General features: G+C 39.8%; 18 protein-coding genes. 12 read left to right on the top strand and 6 right to left on the bottom strand.

The window, feature by feature from the left end; genetic code table 11:
- Positions 1-46: 46 nt before the first annotated feature.
- The 4 genes from ACQY1X_RS00295 to ACQY1X_RS00280 all read left to right on the top strand — a co-directional run bounded on the left by ACQY1X_RS00295 (position 47) and on the right by ACQY1X_RS00280 (position 3,839).
- On the top strand, positions 47-868 hold the full coding sequence (locus ACQY1X_RS00295; RefSeq protein ID WP_430015256.1) for a hypothetical protein: 822 nt from the start codon (positions 47-49) through the stop codon (positions 866-868).
- Positions 869-945: 77 nt separating this feature from the next.
- Positions 946-1,749, top strand: a complete 804-nt coding sequence (locus ACQY1X_RS00290; RefSeq protein ID WP_430013735.1) for a hypothetical protein — start codon at positions 946-948, stop codon at positions 1,747-1,749.
- A 58-nt stretch (positions 1,750-1,807) separates the two neighbouring features.
- Positions 1,808-2,632: a hypothetical protein gene (locus tag ACQY1X_RS00285; protein WP_430013734.1), complete on the top strand. Its 825-nt coding sequence runs from the start codon at positions 1,808-1,810 to the stop codon at positions 2,630-2,632.
- Positions 2,625-3,839, top strand: a complete 1,215-nt coding sequence (locus tag ACQY1X_RS00280) for a thioester reductase domain-containing protein (RefSeq protein WP_430013733.1) — start codon at positions 2,625-2,627, stop codon at positions 3,837-3,839. The genes ACQY1X_RS00285 and ACQY1X_RS00280 overlap by 8 nt, the downstream gene beginning before the upstream one ends.
- A gap of 19 nt (positions 3,840-3,858) precedes the next feature.
- On the opposite strand, the gene ACQY1X_RS00275 is transcribed toward ACQY1X_RS00280, so the two are convergent.
- The 5 genes from ACQY1X_RS00275 to ACQY1X_RS00255 form a co-directional block, all read right to left on the bottom strand.
- Complete coding sequence (locus ACQY1X_RS00275) at positions 3,859-7,137, bottom strand: amino acid adenylation domain-containing protein (RefSeq protein ID WP_430015255.1); 3,279 nt, start codon at positions 7,135-7,137, stop codon at positions 3,859-3,861.
- A gap of 141 nt (positions 7,138-7,278) precedes the next feature.
- Entirely contained in the window at positions 7,279-8,553 is a 1,275-nt protein-coding gene (locus ACQY1X_RS00270) for a sulfotransferase family protein (RefSeq protein ID WP_430015254.1), read from the bottom strand.
- A 182-nt stretch (positions 8,554-8,735) separates the two neighbouring features.
- A complete protein-coding gene (locus ACQY1X_RS00265) occupies positions 8,736-10,049 on the bottom strand; it encodes a coproporphyrinogen-III oxidase family protein (RefSeq protein WP_430013730.1) in 1,314 nt (437 codons plus the stop codon).
- A 45-nt stretch (positions 10,050-10,094) separates the two neighbouring features.
- Positions 10,095-10,376: an acyl carrier protein gene (locus ACQY1X_RS00260; RefSeq protein ID WP_287636888.1), complete on the bottom strand. Its 282-nt coding sequence runs from the start codon at positions 10,374-10,376 to the stop codon at positions 10,095-10,097.
- A gap of 3 nt (positions 10,377-10,379) precedes the next feature.
- A complete protein-coding gene (locus ACQY1X_RS00255) occupies positions 10,380-11,741 on the bottom strand; it encodes an AMP-binding protein (RefSeq protein ID WP_430015253.1) in 1,362 nt (453 codons plus the stop codon).
- 295 nt (positions 11,742-12,036) lie between these two features.
- Between ACQY1X_RS00255 and ACQY1X_RS00250 the strand changes: the two genes are divergently transcribed.
- From ACQY1X_RS00250 to ACQY1X_RS00220, 7 genes are all read left to right on the top strand, one after another.
- A complete protein-coding gene (locus ACQY1X_RS00250; protein ID WP_430015252.1) occupies positions 12,037-12,582 on the top strand; it encodes a hypothetical protein in 546 nt (181 codons plus the stop codon).
- Between the two features lie 129 nt (positions 12,583-12,711).
- Positions 12,712-15,285, top strand: coding sequence for a sulfatase-like hydrolase/transferase (locus ACQY1X_RS00245; protein ID WP_430015251.1), 2,574 nt, complete (start codon positions 12,712-12,714; stop codon positions 15,283-15,285).
- A 229-nt stretch (positions 15,286-15,514) separates the two neighbouring features.
- The gene (locus ACQY1X_RS00240; protein WP_002738782.1) at positions 15,515-16,087 is read left to right on the top strand and encodes a chorismate--pyruvate lyase family protein; all 573 of its coding nucleotides are present in this window, start codon (positions 15,515-15,517) and stop codon (positions 16,085-16,087) included.
- Positions 16,088-16,174: 87 nt separating this feature from the next.
- On the top strand, positions 16,175-17,167 hold the full coding sequence (locus tag ACQY1X_RS00235) for an acetylserotonin O-methyltransferase (protein WP_238560467.1): 993 nt from the start codon (positions 16,175-16,177) through the stop codon (positions 17,165-17,167).
- A gap of 65 nt (positions 17,168-17,232) precedes the next feature.
- Positions 17,233-17,925 carry a polyprenyl diphosphate synthase gene (uppS, locus tag ACQY1X_RS00230; protein ID WP_430015250.1) on the top strand — a complete coding sequence of 231 codons (693 nt, stop codon included), beginning with the start codon at positions 17,233-17,235 and terminating at the stop codon, positions 17,923-17,925.
- A gap of 58 nt (positions 17,926-17,983) precedes the next feature.
- Positions 17,984-22,378: an amino acid adenylation domain-containing protein gene (locus ACQY1X_RS00225; protein ID WP_430015249.1), complete on the top strand. Its 4,395-nt coding sequence runs from the start codon at positions 17,984-17,986 to the stop codon at positions 22,376-22,378.
- Positions 22,375-23,739 (top strand): aspartate aminotransferase family protein, encoded by a 1,365-nt coding sequence (locus ACQY1X_RS00220; protein WP_430013724.1) that lies wholly within the window; start codon positions 22,375-22,377, stop codon positions 23,737-23,739. The genes ACQY1X_RS00225 and ACQY1X_RS00220 overlap by 4 nt, the downstream gene beginning before the upstream one ends.
- Positions 23,740-23,820: 81 nt before the next feature.
- On the opposite strand, the gene ACQY1X_RS00215 is transcribed toward ACQY1X_RS00220, so the two are convergent.
- The gene (locus ACQY1X_RS00215) at positions 23,821-24,021 is read right to left on the bottom strand and encodes a hypothetical protein (RefSeq protein ID WP_184891219.1); all 201 of its coding nucleotides are present in this window, start codon (positions 24,019-24,021) and stop codon (positions 23,821-23,823) included.
- 6 nt (positions 24,022-24,027) lie between these two features.
- Between ACQY1X_RS00215 and ACQY1X_RS00210 the strand changes: the two genes are divergently transcribed.
- Positions 24,028-25,065 (top strand): methyltransferase, encoded by a 1,038-nt coding sequence (locus tag ACQY1X_RS00210; protein ID WP_272072100.1) that lies wholly within the window; start codon positions 24,028-24,030, stop codon positions 25,063-25,065.
- Positions 25,066-25,074 lie beyond the last annotated feature (9 nt).

The raw sequence follows: 25,074 nt of genomic DNA, 5'->3' as shown, positions 1-25,074 counted from the left end.
CGCATAAACTTATTTGCTTAAAAATTCAAAACAAGGAGAAAACCAAATGACCCCATTGATATCCATTGAGCGGCTTAAGAGCAAACAAACTATTAGTCGAATCCCTTACATTTCCTATCATAGTCTATTCAAAGCTATTTCTGTAATCCACGTTTCTTTAAGGCTATATTGTCCGATTTATAATATTTCTGATGATGAGTTTTTTGAATTTTCTCCACTCTTAGCACTTGTGGAATCTCTGATCTATGAAACTGATATGGAGTTAGAGAGCAATCCCAAGGATAGCACCCCATTAACTCAACGTTCTCTATGGAATTCCAAAAAAATAATCATTCAATCTTTTTTAAAAGAATTTGATTTAGAAAACCCTATGATTTTAAATCACATGGAGAATCTAGGTGAATACATTGAATTAGAAAGTCAGCTAGTAGCTTCTGAAAAAATAACATTAGAGGATGTAATCCGTGCTTCCGAATTGCGTTCATCTGATTTGAGGATTATCCACACTATTCTAGTTCAGATGTCAGGTAAATCCTACAGAGCGGAAATTTTTGAAATTCTCTCACCGACAGAAATCTTGAGTGAATTTCAGGATGATTTTTGTTCCTATAAAAGGGATGTGGCAGCAGGTAATTACAATACTTACTGGATGTTTCAGAAATTGTATGGAGAAGAAGCACACCATTATTTAAAAGCAGAAATAGACCGTTATAAAAATATATTTGAAGAGAAACTCAAGCTATTTCCTGAAGAAGAACAAGAAAGATATACAAAAAAATGGTCTCGTTTCTGGAAAAGATATTCTTATCTCTCTAGTGCTGAACTTATTCGTCAAGTAGCTCTGGAAGGGGTCGAAAATAATGAATAATTAGCCATCCCATAGCCTGCTATTATTAAAATCTGCATCACTATTCATTGGAAAATTCAAAATTAGGAGCATCAAAAATGAATATACAGGACTTAGAGATTTTGTATGAGAGTCTTAAAAGCAAACAACCAAGCAGTCAAACCCGTTACATCTCTTATCATAGTCTATACAAAACTGCTTTTATGTTTAAATCTATTTTTAAGCAATATAATATGATTGATGACGTTTCTCTTGATGAGTTTCTTTTATGTTATCCAGTTTTAGCATTGATTGAATCTTTAATCCACGAAGTCAATATTGATCTAGGAAGCAATCAACAGAATAACTTATCATGGGATGCTAGAAAGAAAATTATTCAATCTTTTTTAAAGGAATTTAACTTAGAACATCCTACTATCCTAAATGCTATGGAGAACTTAGGAGAATTTTTTCACCTTGGCAGTCAGTTAGTGACTTCTGAAACAATAACTAATCAAGATGTGATTCGTGCTTCTGAATTGCAGTCTTCCGAGATCAATATGCTTTACTTTACTTTAATTTCAATACTAGGTAAACCTTACAAAACTGAAGTTTTTGAGCTTATGTCACCGATCAACATTTTGCTAGAATTTCATGATGATTTTCGTTCCTATCAAGAGGATAGAGCAGCTGGTAACTATAACACCTACTGGATGTTTCAGAAATTGTATGGAGAGGAAGCACACCATTATTTAAAGGCAGAAATAGACCGTTACAGTAATCTATTTGAGGCAACCCTCAAAGGATTATCTCAACAAGAACAAGAAGTTTATTCAGCAAAATGGTCTCGTTTATGGCAAGATGTATTTCCCTATTTCTCTAGTGCTGAACTTCTTCGTCAGACTGTTTTAGAAGGGGTTTAAACCTGTTATTTGACCGCGAAAACTTATTTGTTTAAAAATTCAAAAAGGAGAAACTAAAATGAACCCGCAAATGTCCCCTGGGATGATTGAAAGAAAAAAAAACGTTAGTCAAATTCCTTATATTTCCTATTATAGTATCTATAAAGCTACTTCAGTTTTAAAGCCGTTTTTCAAAATATATTGTCCAATTTATAATATTTATGATGATGAATTTTTTGTTTATTATCCATTACTCCTATTTATTGAAGCTGTGATCTATGAAGCCGATATGGAAGTAGAGAGTAATCAAAAAGATGGTTCACTATTAACTCAAACTTCTCCCTGGGATTCTAGAAAGAGAATCATTCAGTCTTTTTTAAAAGAACACAACTTAGAACATAATACAATCGTCAATAAGCTAGAAAAGGTGACAGAATTTGTTAAACTAGAAAATAAGCTAGTCACTTCTGAAAAAGTAACTCATGAAGACGTGATTCGCGCTTCTGAATTACGGTCTTGTGATTTTAGGGTTGTACATTCTGCTTTAGTTCAGATTTCAGGTAAACCCTACAGAAGTGAAATTTTTGACCTGATGGAACCTAGGGAAGTTTTAATAGAATTTAATGATGATCTTATTTCCTACAAAAAGGATATGGCAGCTGGTAATTACAATACCTACTGGATGTTTCAGAAATTGTATGGAGAGGAAGCGCATCATTATTTAAAAGCAGAAATAGACCGTTATAAAAATCTATTTGAGGAGAAACTTAAGCGATTTCCTCAAGAAGAACAAGAGATATATTTAGTAACATGGTCTCGTTTTTGGCAAAGATTTCCCTATCTCTCCGATGCCGAACTTATTCATCAGGTTGCTCTAGAAGGGATTAAAAAAACACATGACTAAACCTGTGACTCAACAGTTAGACCTGAAAGCGGAAGTAAATTTGGATTCCTCGATTCAATTTGAGCAATCGCTTTCCAAGAATGTACTAGAGCCAAAAGCTATCTTATTGACAGGAGCAACTGGTTTTCTTGGTGCTTATTTACTCGAAGAACTTCTCCAGAAAACCAGCGCAGATATTTATTGTTTAGTTCGCTGTTCTAATATAGAAGAGGGTAAAAATCGTCTTCAAAAAAACTTAGAGTTTTATTCTCTTTGGCAAGATGGTTTTAATTCTCGTATTATTCCTATTGTTGGAGATTTAGGGAAACCTTTATTCGGTCTTTCTCAACTAGCATTTAATGAATTAGCGGCAATAATTGATATTATTTATCACAATGGAGCTTGGGTTAACTCTGCTCGTCCCTACTCCACCTTAAAACCGGTAAATGTCTTGGGGACGCAGGAAGTGCTAAGGTTAGCTAGTAGGGAGCAAACTAAACCCGTTCATTTTGTCTCGACTCTTGGGGTTTTTCTCGGTGATAATCAGGAGGAAATTGGCAGAATCACTGAAATGGATAGCCCTAATTTTGTTAATCTGCAAGGAGGTTATCGCCAAAGTAAATGGGTGGCAGAACAATTAATGATGGTCGCACAAAAAAGAGGATTACCTGCTTGTATTTATCGTCCTTCAAGAATTATCGGGAATAGTAAAACGGGGATTAACGGTAATTTCCAAGATTTCCTATGTATTTTGCTAAAGGGTTGTATTCAATTAAAAAAATTCCCCGCTTTAAACACACAAATAGATATCGTTCCCGTCGATTATGTCAGTCAGGCAATTGTCGGTTTATCCCAGCCAAAAAACCATGCTGGTCAAGTATTTCATTTAATTAATTCTCAGCTAATTTCCTGGGAAACTTTCTTTAATTCTCTTCAACTTTTAGGCTATTCCTTAGAAAAAGTTGATTATGATAATTTTTATGCCGAATTAAAATATCAATTGTCCCAGTCTCCCAAGAATACACTATATTCATCTTTATTACTGCTTTTGAAACTGTCAAAACTATTTTCCCCTGATAAGCTAGAATTTGACGCAACTCGAACATTGATAGAATTAACAGAGCTATCTATCTCCTGTCCCGTTATTGATGAAAAATTGCTCAGTTTATATTTTTCTTACTTTCAGAAAGTTGGCTATTTTCCCCCTATTCTAGACCATAATTTATAGGAAAAATCTTCAATTCTTGCTATACATTTTTAAGATTTTGGAAGATAGTAACTGGCTGATGAGGATTCGTAACAATTTCCGACCATATCTGCATGAAATCTCGGTTAATTTGAGTCATTGAATCAAGCTCAAAATAATCTTTTTTATATTGCCACCAACCCTTAAGAGAGGGTTTTGGGGAAGTTTTATTTTCCCAGAGTATTAACTCTAAGTCGGGCCTAACTTCAAACTCTTCCATTTCCCAAGATGTCACCTCTAACCCAGGTAGTTTCAATTCTTCTTCGGGGGACTCTGACAAAACCGTAATAACTGCTTTAAAACTAGAATTATCAAGGCGATATTCTGGTTTGATGACTTTGGCTAAATGCTCAAAGGGAACATCTTGATACTCTAAAGCTTCTAATACTACCCTTCTCACTTGCGTTAGTAACTCTTTAACAGTAGGATTACCACTTAAATTAACTCGGAGCAACATTATATTACTAATTAAACCGATTAGAGGCTTCAGGTGTGGATGATTACGAGCGTCACGGGGAGCGCGGATGATAATATCTTCACAGCCACTATAGCTATAGAGTAAAACAGCAAAGGCTGTTAGTGCAGTCATAAATAAAGTGATTCTTTGCTCTTGACAGAGAATGTTTAATTTCTCTGTGAAATCCCTAGGAATTTCAAAATCAAAATTAGTCCCTAGACTTGAAACCGATGAATCGGATAATTTATCACTAGATTTAGACGGCGAAATCAGGTGTGGGGGAATTTTTAAGGTTGGTGACTCTCCCGCTTCTAAAATACGTTTATAGTGGTTAATTTTCGGCTCAATTAGTTGAGAACTAAAGGATTTTAGTTGCCATTGAACATAATCAACATACTGGATAGGTAAGGGAGGTAAAGGGGAGGAATCACCTAAGACAAAAGCCTGATAAAGTAGCTCCAATTCTTTAAAAAAGAGCGTCAAGGATGAATTGTCTATAATAATATCATGGATGTGAGTGAGGAGAATGTGATCTTTCTCATCCAAACGAATTAATATCAGTCTGATTAAAGGTCCATTAATCAAGTCAAAGGGTTGATGAATAATCTCTTGTAATAATCTTGCTAATTCCTCATTTTTCCTGTTCTCTGGCCAGGATTGTAAATCAATTATGGGTAGGTTTTTTTCGGTGTAGGGGTTAATTAACTGAACGGGGGAACCGTTGACTTCTCGAAAGGTGACGCGCAATATTTGATGGCGATAGATAATCTCATTCAAGCTGGCTGTTAAAGCGGCTAAATTGAGGTTTCCTTTAAGGTAGTGTCGTCGAAAATTACCCGAAAAATGGACGACTGTATTAGATTTTTCATAGGACCATCTTTTCTGTTGAGTCAAAGATAAGGGAAAATAAGGACAGCCAGATAAGGAATCAATTTCTGGGGAAGAATCGGCAATAAAATCCTCGTCTATGATTAAGGGATTGATTACCTCATTAAATTTTATCTTGTCAATTTTTTCGATTAGTTCTGGATGATTTTTCCGTAAATATTCGGCAAATTCAGCCACCGTTGCGGCATCAAGAATAGTTTCTACAGCAAACTTTTTTTCAAAATAAGACTCTAGCCTCTTACAGAGGGCAATAACTTTGAGGGAATGTCCCCCCAATTCAAAAAAGTTCTCATCAATTCCTACTTTTTCTAATTCCAAAACCTCCGCCCAAATTGCGGTTAATAGTTCTTCCTCTGGGTTTCGTGGCGGTGTAACCAGACGAGAAGTGTCATAATTTAGAGGCAATTTAGCTAAAGCTACACGGTCAACTTTATCATTGGGGGTCAAAGGCATCTTTTCTAAAATTACTAATGCCCGGGGAATCATATAATGGGGTAACTTTTCTTTGAGATAGTCGCGCCATTGAGCGAGGACTTGCTCGACTTTAACGGTGGGATTAATAACAGCATAAGCGATTAATTGAGGATCATTTAACTGCTCTTGACGGACAATGACTACCGCTTGGTGAATGGCGGTATTTTCGTTTAAGATGCCTTCAATTTCCCCTAATTCAATTCTTAAACCGCGAATTTTAACTTGAAAGTCTATACGCCCTAACCATTCAATATTACCATCGGGAAGATAACGGGCTAAATCGCCGGTTTTGTATAACCTCGCCGATGGATTATTATCAAAAGGATGGGGAATAAATTTTGCCGCAGTTAATTCGGGACGATTGAGATATCCCCTAGCTAAACCTACTCCCCCAATATGTAATTCTCCCGCAACCCCCACAGCAACTTTTTTGAGAGACTCATCAAGGATATAAGCTTGAGTATTGGCAAGAGGACGACCGATAGTTAAGGGACTATCAGGGCTACATTCTGCTATGGTGGCATCAACGGTGGCCTCGGTGGGGCCATAGGCATTAAAAAAGAGTCTTCCCACTGACCACTGAGCCATCAAGGCAGGGGGACAAGCTTCTCCGCCGACAATTAATACCTGTAGGTGTTTTAAGGGTGCTTGAGGGAGGACGGCTAATACTGATGGGGGAATTTGTGCATGGGTAATAGCTTTTTTTTGCAGAAAATTAAGCAAGTTATCCCCCGGAAGTAAGGAGTTAGAATTTCCTAGACAAAGTTGCGACCCCGAACAAATAGCGGTGAAGATTTCCGAAACGGAAGCATCAAAATTTAAGGAAGCAAATTGCAGAACACGACTTGAGGGATTTAAGTTAAATAGTTTAATTTCTGTTTGAACTAAATTAACTACTCCTTTATGAGTAATTAAAACACCCTTGGGTAGGCCAGTGGAGCCGGAAGTATAGAGAATGTAGGCTAAGTTGTCGGAGCTTACAGCAGTTTTAGGGTTTTCTTGACTTTGTTGAACTAGGGACTGTTCTTTATTTAAAAAAATTACTTTTATCTGCTCAAGGGGTAGATTTATAAGGGGTTTTTCCTGTGTCAATAAGATAGATATATCGGCATCTTCTAGGATGAATTTTAGCCGTTCTTGGGGGTAAGCAGGATCAAGGGGTACATAACCCCCTCCCGCTTTGAGAACACCTAAAACCCCGATGATCATTTCTAGGGAACGCTCAACACAGATTCCTATTAATTGTTCTGGTTTTACTCCTAATTCAATTAAATAATGGGCGATTTGGTTGGCCCGGTCATTTAACTGCCTATAGGTTAAGGAGGAATCTTCAAAACTTACCGCAATCTGATTAGGGGTCTTCTCCACCTGGGTTTCAAATAATTGATGAATTGTGGTGGAATAAGAATAATTTTCTGCCCTAAAATTCTCCTCAATTGGCTGTAATTGTACTTCAATCATGATTTAAGTAGCTGGTTATAATTAAATTAAAAATGGATTTTAGGTTCGATCCCCCCTTAGTCCCCCCTTAATAAGGGGGGTGCCAATCCCCCCTTAGTCCCCCCTTAATAAGGGGGGCATCTGAAAGTTTTCAATACCTACCTACTTAAGATACTGCAAAAAATCAATTATGTTTTCTAAGTCTGGTAACACTGTGGCCAATTCCCGTTCATGTTTGCGCCATTTTTCTTGTCTAGGAGCAGATAGGGTTCTTTGAGCGATGGGTAAGGGTTGAGAGAGAATTTGCTCGATTTGTTTGTCTTGATGCAGTTGGGCAAATTGGGCAATATGATTAATGGTTTGCCCGGGATGTTCAATTAAATCGCGATAATTGACCGAACACCAACAGGAAGGGTTGAGGGACTGAAGGTCTTCTATTAGGTAGGAATTAGCCATTTTCCACTGATAGGCGGCAATTTCTACCAGAGAAGATTCCTGGAGAGATGACCAACCGGGTACGAGCAGAAAACTCCACTGACTATGCTCCCAACCGGGTAAGGGTTGATAGCTAATAAAACGTTGCGATCGCCATCCTTCTAACAAACTACTAATATTTTCCCTAGCATCTCGATAAAGATAGATAAAGAGAGCATCAGGAAATACAGCCTTTAAGAAAGGAACTCTTAGAGCATTTTTCGGCGTTTTTTCTAAAAAACGAATTTTGTTAGGACGCTCATTTTCAGCAATGTTTAAATATTTTACCTCCTCCCGATTTTGTAATTGTTGGGTAAAACCTTTTCTTAGAGTTGCGCTAATTTCTGGGGTAGCATCGCCTTCATCCAAGCGGTTAGAGCTAAAATTGCGTGCAGCCGGATGTAAAGCGGGTATTCCTTCGATAATTTCGTGACTTTCATCTCCAATCGTCCATAAATCGGGGAATTTAGCCAGGGTTTCAAACAATAAACTACTTCCTGCTCTGGGTGCAGAAACAATAAAAATCGGCTTTTCAAACTCTGGGATTGAGAGGTTTTTATCTTCTACTTCTAGCTGAGATTGGTGCTTTTTTTTGACAATTAACAAACGCTTTCTCTGCATCAGAGAAAGCATCTCGCCATCTTTTCCCCTCAGGGGTGGGGAAGGCGATAGGGTTGAAAGCATGGAAGTAATAGGATTAATTATTTCTTGGATTGCCACTGATGAAGATAGCCATTTTTGTAATAATGGTGCAATTTTTCGGCTAAATTCCCCGATTAAATCTCGATAGGCTAATTCTCCTCGATAGTTCTGTCCAAATTTGGCAAAAACCGCTTGCCATTGGCTTTGAAATTCTGCCAGTTTTTCGGTCAGTTGCTCTAGTTGTCCCTGGGGAAGCGAGCAATTTTCGAGAAGACCATAAATAGCGGCTACTTGCTCCTCAATTTCCGCAGCAGTAAGCACGGGTAAATCGTTAAGTGGGACCTGAGCTAAACTGTTTGTTCTGCACATCTCATCTGGGTCATTTTCAACAATGAACAATTATTAGTTAGCGATTATCCAGTTTCTAGATTTTAACTGAGTAAGGAGTTCTGACCCCCCTTACTCAGGGGGGAAACTGACAATTTTTAACACCCACCTACTTACTAACTTTTGAGTTTTTTGAGAGATGCTGCTAAAGTTTCGCCCACATAGTCCCCATAAAGAATCCCCTTAGCGGTTAATTCAATTTCTTGGGTAGATACGGTGACAAAACCATCTCTTTCAAGTGTGGACAAAGTTTCCGCGCAAAGGGATTGTAATTTAAACCCATGTCTTTGCTGAAATGCAATTAAATCAAAACGTAATGTCTTGATTCCTAGTAAAACTTCCCGCACCATCTGGTCCAAGCTAGTCAGCTTATAACCGCGAGATAAGGGTAGTTCTCCTTGGGCCAGAAGGGTCGCATATTTTTCCATATCGCTAGTATTTTGTAACAGAGAATCCCCTAAACAGCCAAAAGCAGAGACTCCCAGACCATAAAACTCCATTCCGTGCCAAATATTAAAAATGTATTCACTGCGATATTGTTTGGTACTTGTGGCCAAATCGCTGTCATTTTTAACATAGGTAAAATGACTCCAAGGATTATAATTTGCTTGGGCAAAGCGCTCCATGGCCAACTGCATAAACTGCATTTCTAGCTCTGCTGATGGCAATTCTATAATTTCTTGGCGAACCCCTTGATCAAATACTTGGGTATTGGCAAAAGCTTCCATTTTATAAACGGTGATGCTTTCTACTCCGGTTTTCAGAGCGCATTCTAAGCTTTCTTGCCAAGTTTCTACAGTTTCTCCGGCTAGTCCACTCAATAGGTCAATATTAATTGACCATTGCCCCTCGCCAGCGTTTTGGGCCACATCTATCGCTCGATAAGCTTGTTTTTCGTCATGACCTCTGCCACTCAGTTTGATGATTTGATCATTAAAAGATTGAACACCTAAACTCAGGCGATTTACCCCTAATTCTTTGAGTACCCTCATTTTTGATGGGGAAACACTCAAGGGTTCTGCTTCTACGGAAAACTGTTTCTTTTCTTCAAAGTAGGAGAAATTTTCGCGTAAATTCTCGACAACTTGGACTAACTGGTTTCCGGTTAAGGTAGTGGGAGTTCCTCCGCCAAAATAAACCGCCTGAATCCGTCGGTTTTTCAAATTGAATCTTTCGGAAACGAGTTTAATTTCTTGGCAAAGCGTATCTACATAGGCCTGTACTTGGCTCTCTTTTAGGTCAACGGTTTTGTAGTAACAAAAAGCACAGCGTTGAGTACAAAAGGGGATATGAACATAGAGACAGACTGGCTGTTCTTCTAGTTTTTCGGCGATTACCCCTGCTTTCCACTGGCGAAAGGGGGGATAGTTAGGATTTAAGGGTAAACGTTGCGGCGTTTGGGTTTTCGGAAGTTCGATGGTTAAAGTCATGGTTTTTGACTGAGATATTGTTATTGAGGTTGCATTAACTCTAGATCAAGCTGTGACCGTTAATTGTTCACTTGCCGGTATTTTCTGGGCAATACAACTAGCTAAAACGTTAAGATTGCTAAAGGATTCTAGATTTAAATCCGATTCCGCAAACTCAACCTCGAAATGCTGTTCGGTCAAAGCAATTAATTCAACTACTGCGATGGAATCCAATCCTAACCCGTCTTCAAATAGGGAGGCGGTTTCGTCAATTTCCTCGATTTTGAGATTGACATCCAGTTGTTCGGCAATAATTGTCTTGAGTTGATTTAAAATATTTGTCGCCATTTTCTAAGCTTTGGGTAAAAAACTGACTAATTGCTGATGGTCGATCTTCCCGTTGGGTAACATCGGTAAGGTTTTCAAAGTGACAATGCGGTCTGGAATCGCTCTTTTCGGTAGTATATCAAAGCACAATTCTCTGATTTCATTCTCAGACAGATGACTCCCTTTTGTCAAGACACAAAAAGCGACTATACCTTTGCCTCTTTGACTCTCTCCATGGCATTGAACCGCAACCGCTTCAATTGCATCTAGGGTTTCCATATTTTTCTCGATGTCAGAAAACAAGACCAATAGACCATCCCGGTTAATACTGCGATCGCATCTTCCCCAAACTTCTAGATGACCGTCTAAATGTAGCTTACCTAAGTCTTTAGTAGGGAACCAATCATCGGAATTTGTTGACATCAGCGGCACTCCTGCCGGATCAACATAACCATCAAAACCTAGGGGATGCTGACAGCAAATTTCCCCAACTTCTGACATTTCCGAGTTTAAAGATTTATTAATACGCAATCGGACACCTGGCATAGGTAAACCGACCGTTTGACAACGGAGGGATAATTCTTCTTGGGGACTACCTGCGGCAATTACCCCCATTTCGGTGCTGCCATATAACTTAACTAGGGGGCCGAAATTCTCTTCATATTTAATAAAAGTGTTTTCTTTGATCAGATCTCCCGCAACCACTGTTAATTTATACTCTCTGGCTGATTTTCTGCCTTTAACTAAGGTTTCACAAAAGCTAGGAGTCATAAAAGCAATATTAGGATTAAAGTCTTTTTCTCTCTGAAGATAGCGTAAAAGGTTAGCACCTTTCTGTAAATCAATAGAGGCTCCAACAGCCACACTAGGGAGAAAAGCAGCCCCTAAACCATAGAGATGATAAATCGGTACTGGAATCGCTACTCTCGCCTCTGAATTTAATCTCAATCTTTCCACACAGTTAAGCACATTTTCTAGCAATTTGTTCTGAGAATGAACCACTATTTTTGGTGTTCCTGTACTCCCAGAAGTCCTCATATACAGCCTTTTACCCTTGTCATCAATAGTTTTATATTGATGATTTTCGGTAATTTTTAGCCAATTGCTAATCTGATCTAAATTGTCAGTTTTTTCTAGTTTGGGAGTGAGACAATAGCGACAAAATTCAGGAGTAATAGGGGACGAGTTTGACTGAGGCTGCAAAAAGAAACTATAGCCCTTTTCTAACAGAAATAACAGAGTTAAAGCACTGGGAAGAGAATTTTCACATTCCAGGGACAAGCAGTCTGAATGATCGATTTTTTCTTGCCTGAAAAAGCTTGACAAATTGTCAAATATTTCCCCAACATCTTGCCAAGAATAGGTTAAACATCCATCGGTAAGCACGTTGGACTGATACGAGTCTAGAGAGGGGATGCGGGCTATAAATAAGCTGTTCAACATTTACATTGGTATGGAAGGTTACATGGGGAGTGGCGTAGTGGCAGGAGAAATCAGGGCAAACCCAGCTCAAACGCTATTGATAATTGGTCAATTTTGTCGGCCGTTGGTCTGCTGTCTAGGCATTTCAAATGCTACCAGTCAATCAGAATATTTACGAATTGTCAAGGATTTTTTAAATAGGTTTATCCCTCGGTCAAAGTATGTTAGACTCCGGAAGATTGATTTTTAGGAGTTTCTCATGGACGAAGTTAACGAACAAGCTGCCGCTGATGAATCTTCATCCCAGAATGTTAACGGACAAGCTGCCGCTTCGGAATTTTCTTGGGAGGAAATCAGCAAAAAACTAAAGGCTGCCCCGGGTGAAATCAGCAAAAAACTGGCATCCTGGGGGGTTTCTTTGGACGAAGTAGCCAAGAGAATTGGTTCTTTGGGACTCCCAGGCGTAATTCTCGTGGTCACGGTATCCACCTCGGGAGCTACCACTTATCCCATTGCCTTCGCTTTGGCAGCTTTAGGGGGTCCCCTTGGCGTTCTCGGCGGATTAGGACTGCTTGGCCTAACCACTGTTGTGGGAGATGCCTTGACGAACTATGGAATTGAAGCGGTTCTTGCCGCTATCTATAAAGATCGTCGTAAACAGGAAGCTCAGGAAGACTTAATCAAAGAAGTTGAAGGTTTACCGATTACGCAAGGACTGAAACTGAAGCTCAAACAGCAAATAGAGTCGGCGGAGGTTGTGTCTGAGGATATTGGTTCCCCTCAAAAAATTGAAATTGCAGAATAATGACTTCCCTTAGTTCAATGATTCGATTTCAACATTTTTTGCTCTGATTTCTTCTTCGTCTTTGATCACATCAACTAAGTTGGTTGCCTTGAATTGAATTAACCCCTAAGTAAAGAAAGGATCGGTTTTATGTCTGCTCAACAAAATGTTTTGTCCAATGTTTTGTCCTTTGATGGACAAAGAAATTATGTGGAAGTTCCTTACAATGCTCAACTGAACCCGGAACAGTTTACCGTGTCCTGTTGGGCTAAAGTAACGGGAAAACAGGGTCAATGGCGATCGCCGATCACTAGCAGAACCGACAGCCCGCAGGGGGGATACATCCTCTATGCCGGGGAAAACAACAAATGGCAGTTTTGGACCGGCAATGGCGGTAATTGGGTGACCGTAACCGGTCCAGATGTTGTGCTGGGAACCTGGACCCATTTAGCCGCCACCTACGATGGCAACAACATGAGACTCTATGTCAATTGGCAACTAGCTGGCGGACCCGTGGCTACCAAAATCAGTCTGAATAAGAAATCTCCCTTACGGATTGGAGCAGGAGCGACAGAAAGAAACCCAGACTATTTATTTGCCGGCCAAATCGGGGAAGTGCAGGTTTGGAACCAAGCACGGTCCGCGGAAGACATTAAAAAATCAATGAATTATCGGCTGCTAGGCAATGAACCAGGCCTGGTGGGCTATTGGCCTCTTAATGAAGGTTCAGGTAATATCGTCACTGACAAAACCGGTAAGGGCAGTAATGGCACAATTAACGGGGCAACTTGGCAGCAAGAACAACTCCCCTTAACTCCCAAAGCCTCTAAACCCAATATTGTCATTTTCCTCACTGACCAGGACAGTGCCGCCGTTGCTGAACGCTGGCCGCAAAGCTTTGAAGATGAGCATCTACCGGCCCTGAAACGACTGAAAAAGAACGGGCTGACCTTCAACAAAATGTTCACGGTAACGGTGGCCTGCTCTCCCAGTCGGGCTACTCTGCTCACCAGTACCTATCCCAATCAACACGGTGTCATCAACACCATTGCCGAGCCTTTTTCCGATATTATCAACCGCTATGAGGATAGCTACGGACAATCCCTAGAACAAAAGCTTCTTAGTCCCACCCAGGTGAACCTAGCTCGGGTTCTGAAGGCGGCCGGTTATAAGGTCTATTGGAAGGGCAAATGGCACTTGAGCGTTCCCAAGAGTGACACCGATAAGTGGTCAAGCGAAGACATCGAATACATGAAACAGTCCTACGGTTTCGATGGCTGGACTCCGATTGATGCGGGAGTTGCCCGCAGTGATTTAACCAAGTTTGGCAAAGGAACTTTTTACAATGATGAACGCTATCTACGGGGTGTAGAAGGGGTCAAAAAAGTCATTGAGCAAGATGCCAAGGAAGGACGCGGAGCTTTTAGTGGACTTTCCCCGGAGAAAAAGGAAGCGAAAAAGCAAAAGATCTTGGATAGAATTGACAAGGCCATTCCCCGGGAAGAACAAGGGGTTCTCGAATTTATTGAAAATTACAAATCCGAGGACGGTCCTTTTTGCTTGGTGGTGTCTTTGGTCAATCCCCATGATATTCATGTGGCTCCTACCTTTGAGAAAGATGCTGGCTATTCCCTAGAGGACTTTAAAGATTTTAATCTTCCCATTCCCGAAACTGTCTTCGAGGATCTATCCTTTAAACCAAGCGTCCAAGAAATTTTTAAACAAGGCTGTCAAGTCAAGGAAGATCAACGCTTAAAACGGATCAAGGAAGCGCGACGCTTAGAACTGAGCGACGAAAAGGTGTGGTATGAAGATTTACCAGAACTAAAAGATGGTCAATTCGCTACCAATAGTCAGCAAGTTCAGCAGATGTTTGTTAACTTCTACGGCTATCTGAAAAAACTGGCAGATAACCAAATCAATGAAGTGCTGAATGCCCTTGAAGCTAAGGGATTAATTGACGATACCTTAATCGTGCGGACTTCCGACCATGGGGAAATGTGCCTGGCCCACGACCGTCAGCGAGAAAAGCCTTTCAATGCCTACGAGGAAGTGCTTCGGGTTCCTCTGATTATTTCTAACCCGAATCTGTTCCCCAACGCCGTTAGTACCGATTCCTTTGCCACGACCTTGGATATAGTGCCAACTCTGGCTAAATTTGCTGGGGTGTATGATCTGTTCCAGTTTGCCTTTCAGGGTTGTGACCTAACGCCTTTATTCACCAATCCCCATCAGGAAGTCCGCGATGCCATTCATTTTACTTTTGATGATGGTACGCTGCCTCCCCGGTTTTTCAAAACCATTCCCCGACGTATCCGTACTATCCGCACCAAAGAGTGGAAATATTCTGTTTACTTTAACGACGAGGGGACTAATTACGAGTACGAAATGTACGACCTAGTCAATGACCCTCTGGAAAAAACCAATGTTGCGGGTAAACCAGAATATTTAGAAAAATTCCGGCAACTACACGCGCAATTGATCACCCAGATGGTTAAGTTAAAAACTGTTCCGGGTCGTTTTTCTATCTATACAGAAGAGATGAAGCAACAGAATTTTATTCCTCCTCTGTATTGGCCGACGGAAGACGAGGCCGAATATGAAGCCATCATGGATTATGCCGCTAACCAAGCTCAGTCTTCCTACCGGCACCGAGATCACAAGGAGGTGATCAAAGCCCAGGCAAAAGACGTTGATCCCGATATGTGGTGGTTGGGAATCTAATCAAAGCGCCGCGGCAAAACAACTAAGTAGGTGGGTGCCATTGATTTGCACCCACCTGTAATGGGAGCATACCGCCCACACTGGGTCTTACATTCAATGAGACCAACCTACTTAGTAGATTGTCAAGCTTAAGGTTGTTTTTATCTAGTTATAGCACGATATCCAGAGAGTGCTTAGGCACATCGATGGGCTAACTTTAAATCTATCCAGCAAATTGAGGAATTATGTCATGATGCCAGCGAAACCAGCGAATCGGTGTAAGATCGAGTTGTTAAAAAATAGTTTTAGCAAAACTCCTCTTAATCTGTCGGAGTTAAGCACACTCCAGCGAATCATTTTAATAACCGATGGGACTCTGACCGACATTTTAGAGATTTATTTGTTGGAAAAAATGTCAATTGTTAAACTGTCTGAAGAAGCGGTATATTTAGAGGAAGACTTGCCAGTTTTAGATATTGAAAAAGGTAGCAAAATTATCAAGAGAAAAATATTTCTTCGCAGTACAGTCAGCCAAAAAAAATTAATTTATGCCGAGTCTATTATTGTTATTGATAGACTAGACACCAAGTTTCAAGACGAGTTAATCAAGTCAGGAAAACCCATTGGTAAGCTTTGGTTAGAAAATCGGATGGAAACCTTTAAGGAAATCGTTGATTTATCTCAAGAGCGTGCGGGGGATTTGGCTGAGGATTTTCAAATCAGTCCAGAAGAAAAACTTTTTTCTCGTACCTATCGTGTTTTCTCTCAGAAGCAACCGATTATGATGATTACAGAAAAATTTCCTGAGAGTTATTTCGTCTAAAAATATCTCCAGAGTCATTCCATTAACAACCATCTCAACTTTGCTCATTCAATCATGTTTAATCTTCAGCGAGAAAATCCCGGGCAAATGTCTGATAGAGACACTGTCTTGCAGATGATAAGGGGTTTTCAGATTAGCCAATGTATTTATGCGACCGCCAAATTAGGAATTGTTGATCTGTTGGCCGATGGAACAAAATCTTATCAAGAGTTAGCCACTGAAACCCATACTCATGCTGATTTACTTTATCGTTTTTTGCGGACGTTAACCAGTCTGGGGATTTTAGAAGAAACCCAACCCAACTATTTCCAAAACACTGCTTTAGCAACTTATTTAAGAGATAAGCAACAGGGAACTGTTCGCAATTTTCTGATGGCCGAAATAGAAGAAAGTTATGCTAGTTGGGGAAATCTTACTCAAAGTTTAACCACAGGTCAAGGTGCTTTTGAGTCTATGTATGGTGTCAATATTGAAGAGTTTCATCAACAAAATTCCGATCAAGCTGAAGTTTTTGATCAAGCAATGGTTGATATAACTGCAATTCAAAACCCCCTGATTTTGGCCGCTTATGATTTTTCTGTCGGGGAAATTGTCGCAGACATTGGTGGAGGATATGGAAAATTTCTGGCTGCTATTTTACAAAAATATCCCCAGATTCAAGGGGTGCTATTTGAACAACCCTATTGTATTGAGCAGGGGAAATATCTACTAACACAAGAGGGAGTGATCGACCGTTGTAGTTTGATTTCTGGGAGCTTTTTTGACCCCATTTTCCTTAAAGCAGACATTTATTTATTGAAGAAAATTCTGCTCAATTGGGATGATCAAAAAGCCCTTGAAATTCTCAAAAACTGTCGTCAGGCTATGGACCCATCCTCTCGATTGTTAATCGTGGATCGAATTTTGCACAAAAATCGTTGGAAGGATAATTTAGCTGATCTCAATTTATGGATGCTAGGTTCAGGAAAAATTCGATCGGAATCTGAATTTAGGGTATTATTAGAAACGGCTGGCTTTCAAATAACTAAAATTATTGACACTCAGTCTATAGAGAGTTTAATTGAAGCTACTCCACTCTAAACCAGAAACTTAAATACCGCTCTGTTTGCCAAACTACTCAATTCAACCTTATTAGGAAAAATTTTATGACTAACAACATCTCTACTAAACCTCTCAAGCATATTGCCATCATTCCAGACGGTAACAGAAGATGGGCAAAAAATCAGGGCTTATCTCCCCAAGAAGGTCACAGAAAAGCATTTATAGAGGTGGCACCTTCCCTATTAAAAACGCTTTGGGATAAGGAAATTTACGCTGCGACATTGTGGCTGTTCTCCACCGAAAACTGGAAGCGTTCCGATAGCGAAGTTGACAACTTAATGGATGTTTTTAGTCAGTTTCTCAGCAATTTATTGCCTTTATCGGGTGAATACTCAGTACAGTTGCGACATTTAGGTAGAAAAGATCGCCTTCCTGAAAATCTCTTGTCTATGGTTGAGGAGGTAGAGCATAGCACCAAAGGAATGACCGGTCACATCTTCAATTTTGCCCTAGACTACGGTGGTGAAGATGAGATAATCCGCGCAGTCCGCCGCCTAGTAGAAAAGGGGGTTAAACCGGAAGAGATCGAACCTCATCAGCTAATGGATCAATTTTGTCCGCCGCCAGATCTGATTATTCGGACCTCTGGAGAATGTCGGTTATCTGGATTTATGCCCCTACAGAGTTGTTATAGTGAACTCTACTTTACAAATACCTTCTTTCCCGATCTAAGTCCGGCAGATATTGAAGAAGCTATCCACTGGTTTCAAAATCGCGAGCGTCGCTTTGGAAAATAGGATCAAGCAAATTAAGCCAACTATAGCCATTGAGTGCAATCAAATTACTTTATTTCCCATGACTCAATCTATTCATCAATTATTTGAACAGCAGGTACAACGCACCCCTGAAGCTATGGCACTGATTGGGGAAAACCGGCAAATTAGCTATGAAAACTTAAATCAAAAAGCCAATCAACTGGCCTATTATTTACAAAAATATGGGCTAAAACCGGAAAGTCTCGTCGGTTTATCTGTGGAACGTTCCCCGGAAATGGTGATGGCCCTTTTGGCTATTCTAAAAGCCGGATGTGCTTATGTTCCCCTCGACCCCGACTATCCCCCGGAGCGCTTGGATTATATGATACAAGATGCTCAATTATCTCTCATAATCACCAACAGTTATTTAATCGGTAAATTCGGGGACAATCAGAGAGTTAAAATTCTGAAATTGGATGAAGATTGGGGGCTAATTGCCCTAGAAAAGCCAGAAAATCTCGATATTGAAGTTAACCCCGAAAACCTCGCTTATATTATCTATACATCAGGTTCCACCGGAAAACCCAAGGGCGTGATGATTGAACATCGCTCTGTGGTTAATTTTATTGAAGTGGTTAAGACTACTGCTAATCTCAGTCAAAGCGATCGAATTTTACAATTTGCCTCGATTAGTTTTGATGTTGCCGTCGAGGAAATTTATCCTTGCTTAACTGTTGGTGGCACGGTTGTTTTGCGAACTGAGGCGATGTTAAGCTCATTTTCTAGCTTTATCCAAAAGTGTCGAGAATGGCAACTGACAATCTTAGATTTACCCACAGCTTTTTGGCAGGCTTTAATTACCGAATTAGCGCGAACTAAGGAACCCTTCCCCGAATCGGTGCGATCATTATTTGTGGGTGGAGAAAGTTTATTACCCGAAAAACTCAAACTATGGCAGCAATATATAGAAGAAATGCTACAAACTGGGAAACTCCGCCGAGTACCCCAATTAATTAACGCTTATGGACCTACAGAAACCACTGTCGAAGCAACCTATTGTGATTTATCTAATTATAAATTAACAGAAAACTGTACCTCTGTCCCTATTGGTCGTCCCATCAATCAGACACAAATCTATATTCTTGATCAGAATTTACAGCCTGTCCCCCAAGGAACTCAAGGGGAATTATATATTGCTGGTATTAGTTTAGCGAGAGGTTATCTCAATCAGCTAGAATTAACCCAAGAAAACTTTATCAATAACCCTTTCAATCCCTCCGAACGGCTTTATAAAACTGGAGATTTGGGTCGCTATTTGGCTGATGGTGACATTGAGTACTTAGGACGCATTGACAATCAAATTAAGATTAGAGGTTTTCGGGTAGAACTAGGAGAAATTGAGAACGTATTGATTCAACACTCGGCGATTGAGTCGGCGGCGGTTATCCTCAGCCAAGATCAATTAGGGGATAAACAGTTAATCGCTTATGTCGTTCCTCATCTAACTTCTGAGGATTCCTTAGAACAGGAAAAAACTCAACAAGAATATCTGGCTCTTTGGAAAACTGTTAATCAGCAAACTGACAGTCAAACCCCTATTCAAAGTGATCTTACTTTTAATATTATTGGTTGGGATAGTAGTTATGACGGACAGCCAATTCCCAAAGAAGAAATGCACGAATGGGTGGATAAAACCGTTGAAAGCATTCAAGAGTTACACCCAGAAAAAGTTTTAGAAGTTGGCTGCGGTACGGGATTATTATTAACTCGAGTTGCCCCCGATTGTTGCGAGTATGTAGGTCTTGATTTTTCTTGTCCTGCTTTAGATCATATTCGGAAAATTCAGCGGACAATAGGCGGTTTAGATCATGTAACTTTGTGGGAACGAAGCGCCGATGATTTAGCGGGGTTGGAGTCAGAAAGTTTTGATACTATTATCATCAACTCTGTGCTGCAATATTTCCCCAGTACCGCCTACCTATTGCAAGTTTTAGAAGGGTTAATTAAACGGGTTAAAAAAGGAGGTCATATTCTTGTTGGAGATATTCGTAATTTAGCCCTTTTGCCAACCTATTGTACTTCGGTAGAAGCTTATCGAGCTAATGATCATGTTCTTGCCTGCCAATTGCGAGAAAGAATTACCCGCAAACACCAAGCAGAAGAAGAGTTGTTATTACATCCCTTTTTCTTCCTAGCACTTCAACAACAATTTCCTGAAATTACTCATGTGCAAATAAAACCCAAAACTGGGGTTTATGATAATGAATTAACTCGCTTTCGTTACGAGGCGATTTTATCTATCAATAGTTCCGTTGAACCGTTGACAGAGATTGATTGGTTAGACTGGCAAAAAGAACAACTGAACTTAGCCGAAGTTAAACGCATTTTAACTGAAGATAAACCGAGAAATTTAGGTATTTCTCGTATTCCTAATGCTCGTTTGAGTAAGGAAGTTAAGGTTCAACAATGGTTAGAAGAAGCTGATCAAAGCGACTCACTTAAGCAACTAAACCAGTGGCTAGGTCAGCAGCCGAAGCATGGGGTAGAAATTGATCGGATAATGGCTCTTGTGGAGGACTTACCTTATCACCTAGAGATTAGCTGGATTAACACCGATGCCAGAGGATATTATGATCTAGTTTTTAGCCATAAATCCGCACCATTCCAACCAGCAATTTTTCCCATTAGTTCTCCTATTGAAGATATATTTACCTATGCCAATAATCCAATCGAGATTAAATTTAAGCAGCAATTAATATTAGAACTCGGTCAATTTCTTAAAAGCAAATTGCCAGAATATATGAGGCCAAATGCCATCAGTATTTTAGACAAATTGCCCCTTACGCCTAATGATAAAATAGACCGTCTAGCCTTGTCAAAACTGGCAAAACCGAGTTATATATTAACCAGTAATAAAGCTAATTTTGTAGCTCCTCGTAATCGAGAAGAAGAAATATTAGCGAACTTGTGGTCTGAAGTTCTGCAACTAGAGGCAATCGGTATTAATGATAACTTCTTTGAGTTAGGCGGCAATTCTCTCAAGGTCATTATTTTATTGAATAGAATCCAAGAAAGGTTGAATAAAAACTTGCAGATGCTTGACCTATTTCAGTCACCCACCATTGCTGAATTAGTAACTTGTCTGTCAGAAAAATCATCAACATTTAACAGAATTGAAGCAACAAATCTCCAACCTGCCGACGAAATTCGTTATTATCCGCCCTCTTTTGCTCAAGAGCGATTTTGGGATTATCGTCATTTAGGTAGCTTTTATTATCTACCTAACTACTTCCATCTGGAAGGAAAGCTTAATATAGCTATTTTGGAAAAAAGTCTTAATGAGATTATTCGTCGCCATGAAATTCTAAGAACAAAATTAGAAAAAATCAATGGTTCTTTAAGGCAGGTTGTCTATCCCAATACAAAGATAGCTCTTGAAATTATTGATCTGCGAAACCGCTCAGAAGTAGAACAACAGCAAGAAATAGAAAGAATAACCGCAGAAAAAATCAAAAAACAAGTTTTTCTGGACAAAGATCCTTGGTTGTTCGTTAATCTACTACAATTGTCAGAAACATCTCATATTTTGCTGATCGGTTTACACATGATGCTGGCCAATGAACAATCTTCGGAAATATTAATGCCAGAATTGAGCCTTCTCTACGATACTTTCCTCTCTGATAACCCTTCTCCTTTGCCCGAATTACCCCTACAGTATGGCGATTATGTGATTGCCGAACGTCAATCTCTTACAGAAGAAGGACTAAAAATAAGGCGCGACTATTGGCAACAGTGGTTAAGTCAAGAACCCCAGCCTTTAAATCTTCCCACTGACAGACCGCTACCAGAGGTGCAAAGCTTCCAGGCAGTCACCCTAGAAACAGAGATTTCTCCTGAACTGACTACTCAGTTAGAAATTTTGAGTCAGAAACAAAAAGTGACTTTTTTTACCACCATCGCCACTACCTTTGGACTTTTACTCCATCAGTACGCTCCGAAGGAAAGTCTCGTTATCGGCGTTCCAGCGATTGATAGCAATCAGCAGCAATTTGCATCTGTAATGGGAGATTTTGGTAAGCACTTGCTTTTAAGACTTGATTTTGGCGAAAATGACCACTTTTTCCAGCTATTAAAACGGGTTCAACAGGAGATGCTTGCTGTCATCACTCACCAAGATGTCCCTTTTGAGCAAATCGCCAAAACCTTTGACCCGCCGATAGAGCGAAATAAACGCTTTTTTAGAGTGTATTTAGACTTTTTGCAAAAAGCTCCCACAGAGCATTTAGAATTATCGGGTTTGAATGTCACCCCCATACCGCTTAAATTATCAATGGCAAGAGTAGATTTAGGAGTATTGTTCTGGAAAAAAAATACCCCTTCCGGAACTGTTATTAAGCTATGGTGGAAGTATAAAAAAGATTTGTTTGAAGCGGATACCATCGCTAGGATAGCGTCAAATTTTGAAAATTTATTAGAGGTAATCGTCAATCAATGAAACCCGAGCAATCCCACGTTTTCAATACAACTCGTTGGCATAATACCTGTTTAATGGCAGAATCGGGAAAAGGTATTTATGTTTATGATTCAGAGGGAAAAACCTATCTAGATGCCATCGGGGGGACTCATGTTATTTCCATCGGTCATGGTGTCACAGAAGTGGCCGATGCCATGGCAGAACAAGCTCGTCAACTGTGTTTTATTCATAAGGCTCAATTTACCAGTGAACCCCAAGAAAAGTTAGCTAATGTGGTGACAACAATGGCTCCCGAAGGTATGGATAGAGTCGGTTTTGTCACCAGTGGTTCAACAGCTAATGAAATGGCTTTTCAAATAGCTCTTTATTACCATAAACTACGAGGCAAAGCCAGCAAATACAAAATTATTTCTCGTTGGCATAGCTATCACGGACATACAATTGCCACTCTCGCCATGACTGGTAGTAGGTTTGTGCGAGAAAGTTTATCACCCTTTGACCTCTTAAATTTTCCCCATATTCAAGCACCTCACTGTTATCAATGTCCCTATAAACTTACCTATCCCAGTTGTGAATTAACTTGTGCTAATGAACTAGCAAGAATAATCGAACAAGAAGGAGCAGATACCATAGCAGCTTTCGTGGCTGAACCGATTATTGGCGGTGCCGGGAGTGCCATTGTTCCGCCTCCTGGCTATTATGAAAAAGTGCGAGAAATTTGTGATTTCTATGATATTCTTTGGATTTCTGAGGAAGTTATCACAGGTTTTGGTCGAACGGGTAAAAACTTTGGGGTTGACCATTGGGCGGCAATTCCCGATATAATTACAGCCACGAAAGCCTTAAGCAGCGGGTACGCTCCCATTGGTGCAGTTATTGTTCATCAACGGGTTCGGGAAGTATTTGACAATGCAACTAAAAATATACCCCTGTCATTGTTTACCTATGCCGGTCATCCTATTAGTTGCGCTGCGGCTTTAGCTGTGCAGAACTATATGGCTAAACATAATTTAATAGAACGATGTGCAGTGATGGGTAAATACCTCAAACATCAATTAGAAAAACTGGCTGAACGGGAGCCAATCATAGGCGATGTTCGGGGGGAAGGATTATTAATAGGAATTGAATTTGTTAAAAATCGAGACAATCATCAACCTTTTTCTCGTTCCCTGGGTATTACTGAAAAAATTATGCAAGTAGGCTTAGAAAATGGATTAATCCTCAGAGGGAGGTTTGGTACTGGTGTCGGAGTTGATGGAGACCATATCTTAATTTCGCCACCCTTTATTATCACAGAAAGTCAATGTGATGAATTGGTGGAAAAGTTAGAGTTAACTTTCAAGCAGGTAAAACAGTCTTTAAAATTGGTTGAGGTGTGTTAAAGATGATCGCTCAAAACAGTCTGCTACAAACAGCTAAATCCTATCGGACTCTGGCGGCGGTTACTATTTCCAAAGGCGCGGCTAATTCAGTAAGTCACCCTGACCAAAGAATTGATCAAGAAGCTCTCGTTTTTGCTGTTTCTGGTCAAACTGAGGGAATAATACAGTTAAGCCTAAAATTGTTGACAAGTAAGGTAAAATCGTTAATAATTTAGCCAAGGATTTATTCTTAGCAAAAAATACCCTTTTTAGGGAATCCGTAAGCTCAATCAAAAAGGTCATTAAATTATGTTTAATCTTCCTGGGGAAAACCCAAATCAAATATCTCCCAGAGACACCGTTTTACTGATGATTAGGGGGTTTCAGATCAGTCAATGTATTTATGCTGCTGTAAAATTAGGAATTCTTAATCTGTTAGGAGATGGCTCAAAACACTATCAAGAATTAGCGACGGAAACTAACACTCATGCTGATTCTCTCTATCGTCTTTTACGAACTTTGGTCAGTTTAGAAATTTTGCAAGAAAATCAACCGGATTATTTTCAAAATACTCCCTTAGCGGCTTATCTAAGGGATGATCAAGTGGGAACTTTACGCAACTGGCTAATTACCGAGATAGAAGAAAGTTATGCTTGTTGGGGCAATTTTACCCAAAGTTTAACCACTGGAGAAGGAGCTTTTAAAGCCATGTATGGTCTTGATATTGAGGAGTACCATCGAGAGAATCCTAGCCTCAATAAAGTTTATGATCAATCAATGAATGATATAACCACCTTTCAAATAGCTAAAATATTAGAAGCTTATGACTTTTCCTCCGTAGAAGTATTGGCAGATATTGGTGGCGGTCAGGGAAAACTGATTGCTGCTATCTTAAAACGTTACCCTCAAATAAAAGGGATACTTTTTGAACAGCCATACTCCCTTGAAAAAGCCAAAAATTTATTGAAACAGGAAGGGGTAAGCGAACGCTGTGAGTTGATAAGTGGAGATTTTTTTGAATCGGTTCCCGTCGTAGCGGATGTTTATTTACTCAAGCAAGTTTTGCTCAGTTGGAATGATCGACAAGTTGTTGATATTCTCAAAAACTGTCGCCAGTATATGCCTTCCACATCTCGATTATTAATTTCAGAAAGAATTATCCGCAAAATTTATTGGAGAGACAATTTAGCTGATCTACAGTTATGGATGCTTCATTCAGGAAAAATTCGCTCAGAAAATGAATTAAAAGTCCTATTAACAAGTGCTGGATTTCAAATAGATAGAATTATTGACACTATGCCTGTGCAGAGTTTGATTGAAGCAAGTCCACTCCCTAAATTAAATTAGATATGTCCT

Origin of the sequence: Microcystis protocystis FBCC-A270, assembly GCF_050500235.1 — a bacterium.
GTDB classification, from domain to species: domain Bacteria; phylum Cyanobacteriota; class Cyanobacteriia; order Cyanobacteriales; family Microcystaceae; genus Microcystis; species Microcystis ichthyoblabe_A.
The sequence above is the reverse complement of the archived record's forward strand: the minus strand, read 5'-3'. Positions and strand labels throughout refer to the sequence as shown.